The 5,218-nt window shown below is 48.6% G+C and carries 5 protein-coding genes; 1 reads left to right on the forward strand and 4 read right to left on the reverse strand.

The window, feature by feature from the left end; translation table 11 throughout:
• A partial coding sequence (locus tag VGM55_RS27255) for a nucleoside hydrolase (RefSeq protein WP_331637317.1) occupies nt 1–564 on the forward strand: 564 nt, incomplete at its 5' end.
• A gap of 101 nt (nt 565–665) precedes the next feature.
• Here the strand turns inward: VGM55_RS27255 and bamE are convergent.
• The 4 genes from bamE to VGM55_RS27275 form a co-directional block, all read right to left on the reverse strand.
• A complete protein-coding gene (bamE, locus tag VGM55_RS27260) occupies nt 666–1,013 on the reverse strand; it encodes an outer membrane protein assembly factor BamE domain-containing protein (protein WP_130382161.1) in 348 nt (115 codons plus the stop codon).
• Entirely contained in the window at nt 1,010–1,507 is a 498-nt protein-coding gene (locus VGM55_RS27265) for a hypothetical protein (RefSeq protein ID WP_227021833.1), read from the reverse strand. Before VGM55_RS27265 ends, bamE begins: the two co-directional genes overlap by 4 nt.
• A gap of 259 nt (nt 1,508–1,766) precedes the next feature.
• Nucleotides 1,767–2,300 carry an immunity 42 family protein gene (locus VGM55_RS27270; RefSeq protein ID WP_331637318.1) on the reverse strand — a complete coding sequence of 178 codons (534 nt, stop codon included), beginning with the start codon at nt 2,298–2,300 and terminating at the stop codon, nt 1,767–1,769.
• A gap of 2 nt (nt 2,301–2,302) precedes the next feature.
• Nucleotides 2,303–5,218, reverse strand: a 2,916-nt coding sequence (locus tag VGM55_RS27275; protein WP_331637319.1) for a hemagglutinin repeat-containing protein, incomplete at its 5' end; no start/stop codon positions are given.

The raw sequence follows: 5,218 nt of genomic DNA on the forward strand, positions 1-5,218 counted from the left end.
ACTAATATCGCAATGGCGGTGCGTAAAGAGCCACGCATTGCCGAACGCGTGAAGGAAGTGGTGCTGATGGGCGGCGGCTACCACGTGGGCAACTGGAGCGCGGTGGCAGAATTTAATATCAAGATCGATCCGGAAGCCGCACACATCGTATTCAATGAAAAGTGGCCACTAACCATGGTCGGGCTAGATCTGACCCATCAGGCGCTCGCCACGCCAGAAGTCTGTGCTCGCATTGCCGCTATCCAAACCGGACCAGCCAGATTTGTCGGCGAACTGCTTGAGTTCTTTGGCAAGATGTATCAACAGGCGCAAGGCTTTAGCGCACCGCCGGTACACGATCCTTGCGCGGTGGCTTATGTGATCGACCCCGAAGTGATGACTGTCCGTAAAGTCCCGGTGGATATCGAACTGACCGGTACCCTGACGTTGGGTATGACGGTGGCCGACTTCCGCGCCGCGCCGCCGCCCGACTGCCACACTCAGGTGGCGGTAAAGCTGGATCAGGATAAGTTTTGGGGTTTGGTGGTAGATGCACTGGAGAGGATTGGGGACGTGAAGGTTTAAACTGCGGCTTATAAAGGTGGTATTGATGGGCCGGGTGGCTTTTGGATTACCGCCCGGCCTGGTAAGGATAATTACCTTTCATTATTCAACTATGTGTGTACTCATTCAATATAATAGATTTTTCTAACAATATTATTGTTATCAAATGACAATTTAAGAATTTGATTTTTATCATTATTAATTGGAATGAGAAGAATTAGCCTTCGTTCCATTACCTTTGAAATATATACCCAATCATTAATGCCATTATAATCATCTGGTTCTAGCGGCTTACCCAGAAATAATAAAACATCTTTTTTCGTAGACTTGCCAATTATTATTTTTTCCCTTATAGATTTTTCATTGTAATTATATAATTCTGTAGCGCCAACCTTATTAACATTGCGGGCACATCCAGATAATAAAAATATTAAAAAAACTGACATAAGTGTTTTATTTTTAATAATCATTTGACATTCTCCTCCACATAAATGGAGTTGACACTATCAAAGACTATTTCTTTTATATATAGAACACAATATCCAGATAAGTCATTGTAATTATAGTGCACTTCATATAACCCTTGTTTTTTTGGAGTGAATTCTAAACTAACTTTGCAACCACCATATAAGGAATGCTGAATACGTGTTTTTACCTCCGGCAATATCAATGTTTCATAATACTTTCCGCTATAGTCTCTATTTTTAATCTTTTGGAATCCCATATCCTTCGTACTACCAAATGTTACATTTACCCATCTATTATGTTGTAAAACATCACCACCAACAAATGTGTCATTTTTATTTTTTTGAAAAATAGAGTATGACATAGGCGCCCCCATCAATCTTACCTTGGCAATATTCACATCATTATCTGGCTGAATGTATGTCACTGGATGTGGGAATTGCTTTGAACATCCGGTCAAACAAGTAACAATACAAAAAAATGCAACTTTATTAATCATATTAACATCCTTGTTTAAAGTTTAACTTCGATAACATGTTACAGTTATACTAAATGGCTGCGTCTAATATCACTACATCTATAGCTCGCTAACATATGGTGTAAGGGCAACACACCGTACCCACTCAACGCGGTTAGATAGTGAAAAAAAGCCCAATTCCTTATCCTGCAAAAGCTGGACGAAACTCGGTCACCATTCCTGGCGGCTATTTAGGTGTTTCCAAGTACAGCAACCGAAAGTTGAAGCACCTAAAAAACAACTAAAGTAAAAAACTTGAATAATCTTTCAAACCTTTAATTATCTCACTTAATTCATCCTTTGTAATTACCACATCCTCAATGAGTGGGGTATCTATATCTTTCCAGACTTTCCCATTACCTTCATCAACTATTCTAGTTACTTTCCCCCCAATAATCCTCACTGAACTTTCATTCGAAACAGCAAAGAAGTATGCACCCGATTCATTAATAATCGTGGAGGAAGCACAAAAGTCAAATATTTGCTCTGGATATTCATCATCTTGTGACGGTTCTGGATATGCCAATCTAAACAAGGAGTAAAAAACCTCATTTGTTGGTGCATTAAAAATCTCGTCATTGCACGGCAGAGAGATAAGCGCATTTTTTTCATTAATGACATCATAAAAATCAACACTCAATGTCGATGTTCTGACGTCATCTGGATACATATTACCATTTAAAAAATAATAAAAAAAACCGTTCTTATAAGAATCACTCCATTGAGGAATACATTCTACCCAGATAGCAAAACGGTACGGATCGCCGAAAATCATATTTACCTCCATTTCCCAGGTAACCCAAACTCTTTTTTAACAGCGTTTGGTATATCACTTTTCTTCAATGGAACTGATGCATCCCCTGTACTTCCTGACCAATGCCATGAACCATCATTTGTATTCGTAAATTGATGCACATTACCTTTTCCGTCCAATGCGTACCTCTTTTTCCCATTTTCTACTGAGTTACCAAATAGTTGAATGGAATTTGTAGGTTCGGTTCCGGCGTTTCTATTATATCCAGCTTGACCTGGAGTATGTTTCCCATTCGATTGATAAACCAATCCATTGCTCGCTTTCGTAGCTATAGGCACGGGCAACGCACTTCCCTTACCTTTAACTACCCCCGCAGCAATCCCAGCAGCGCTGGTTCCTGCCACTTGGGCCAGCGAATTTATCGCAAGCTGCTTGGCTTCAGACGAATCACCTGACATTAGTGCGTTGTGGATCGCCGCATTTCTATCTGCTTCAAGCTGGATGGTCGTCACCTGAAGAATAGATAACTCGTTCTGTTCTTCCGAGCTTAACCCACCATTCGCACGAGCTTTCTCCAGCAACTCATTGGTTCGATTGGCATAATCTGCCTGTAACTTGCCAACTTCATTAGCCTTATCAACACAGTTCTGAGCACCTTTGCACTCTACAACGCTTTCACGCTGTTCAGCATTGATTTTCTTGTACTTCTCTATAACGGTACTTTCGCAGGCTGCAAGACCTTGGCACTGAGTCATCTCCTGACTACGAGATTTATTATCCGGCACACTTAGCGCATTATTCTCCACCGCATTCTTAGCGGCTTGCGAACCTGTCACCACGCCTGCGCTACTGTCTGCAGCGAGACCGCCCGCCAGCCCTGCGGCCAGTTGGCTCAGCGCACTCACCTGCTGTTTCTCGCTTTCGGTCAGGTCCGAGATTTTACGGCCCTGGAACATCTCACTCAGTATCACCCGCGCTACCAGCTCGCCACCACCGGCACCCACCGCTCCGGCTACCGCCGACTGGTTGTTCAACTGTGCGGTTATCGCTCCCAGCACCGCATGCGCCATCGCGTTGGCGGCTACATTGTCATCACCGATACGCGCTTTGATTTCTCTCGCCAGATACGGTGCCGCACCGCTCGCCAGGGCCCCGGCCAGGTTGTTCCCCGCCAACGCCTGTAACGCCCCGGTCACCGCCTGCGCGGCTCTTTGCATATCGCTGCCGGTACCATAGCTTTCCATGGTCTTTTTATAGGCGGCGCTGTTACGCAGAACCTTGACGTCTTTTTCAGTCGGGTTGGCCGCCTTCGCCGCCTTCAGCCCATTGATATCACCCTGAGTGCGGATAACATCCATCGTCTGCCCGGCTATCTCGCCAATCAGCTGCGCCTGCTTCAGTCGGTTCTGCTCTTTCTCCTTGTCGAATATCGGCCCAATGCTGCCGTTGGCGTTCTCGGTATCCCGGCTGAGCTGATTAACATCCTGTTTTTGGTTGGCCTGGTCACGAATAACCACGCTACCGCCCGACACTGCCGCCTTCGTGGTGCCTTCCGCATGCCCTTTATTGCCTGCACCGGAAAGGGCAGCGCCCGCCAGATTGGTCAGCAAATCGGCCCCCACCGGGCCACCGCTGCTGATACTTCCCCCCTGGTGCTCGGCCTTGAAATCCGCCTGATTATGGATATCGCTAAAGCCCAGAGTGCCGGTATCGAGACGGTTTTTATCCGCTGTGGCGGTACTGGCAATCACCGCACCGTCCAACTGCGTATGCTCACCAACCTTAACATCATAGCCGCCCTTGCCGGCAAACAGACCCGTTTGCTCCTGCACGCTGTCGTAATTACTGTGCAGTTTGTCACGGCTCATGCTCAGGCTGGCGGAGCCACCGGCACCGATGATGGCTACGCTAACGCCACCACTGACGCTGGTCTGTTTGGCGTCATAGTTATCGCTGTCCTGCTGGCTTTGCAATGTCAGATTACGCCCGGCATCCACCTTCACCGTTTCGCCACTGGCCTGCGCACCCGACAACAGGGTATCCCGGCCGCTGTGCAGCGACAGTTTGCCGCCACTGTCTATCGTTGTTTCACTCCAGAACGTGCCATCGCCATGCTCGCTGCCCTGGCTCTTGTTGGCATTGGCGAACACGCTCAATCCGGTCTGTTTACCCACGCCAATACTGACGCCGATATTACCGCCGCTGCTCTTGTTGCTGCCCTCGGTCTTCTGCGTATTGGCCGCGCCCAACAGCAATACATCCCGTTCGGCATTCAGGGTGGTATCGCCCCCTGCTTTGAGCTGGCTGCCGACCACGGCAATATCGCCACTGTCAGCCGTATTACCCTTGCCGGTCGCCGTCACCTGCAAATTATTACCGGCGTTGAGCGTTGAACCGGTAACGGTAGTTTGCTCCTGATGCTGTTTCGACGACGACTGCTGTGCCCCCAGCGAAACGCTGATGCCTACCATGCTGCCTTCTTCAGTATCGGTATTGCCCAGTGTGGCCTGTTGCCCCGCCTGAACCGCCTGCACGCCGGATAAGGCCGCTTTGGTGCCCTGCAATGCTGCCAGTCGCCCATCGGTTTCCTGCTTCGCCTGCTGGGCCGTCGTCACCGCCGTGTTGAAGGCGCTGCCTACCGTGCCGGACAAGGCGAGGCTCAGACCACTTTGTTTCTGTTCGAAGGTTTCATCACGACGACGGATATCCTGGCCCGGATCGATCTGCACGCTATCTCCCGTCACCGACAGGTTCTTATCCGCAATCACGTCCGCACCGCCGATATGCGCCTTGCCGCCGGCCACGATATTCACGTCGCCGCCGGTAGAGCCGATAGTGCTAACGCTCTGGCTTTGGGTGGTGCCGTCTTCATTCAACTGATGCCGTGACGAAGTGCTACCGATAGTCACGCCGATACCACCGCCGCTGAACATGCCGCT

The sequence above is a fragment of the Cedecea sp. genome (assembly GCF_036500665.1).
Classification (GTDB): Bacteria; Pseudomonadota; Gammaproteobacteria; order Enterobacterales; family Enterobacteriaceae; genus Cedecea.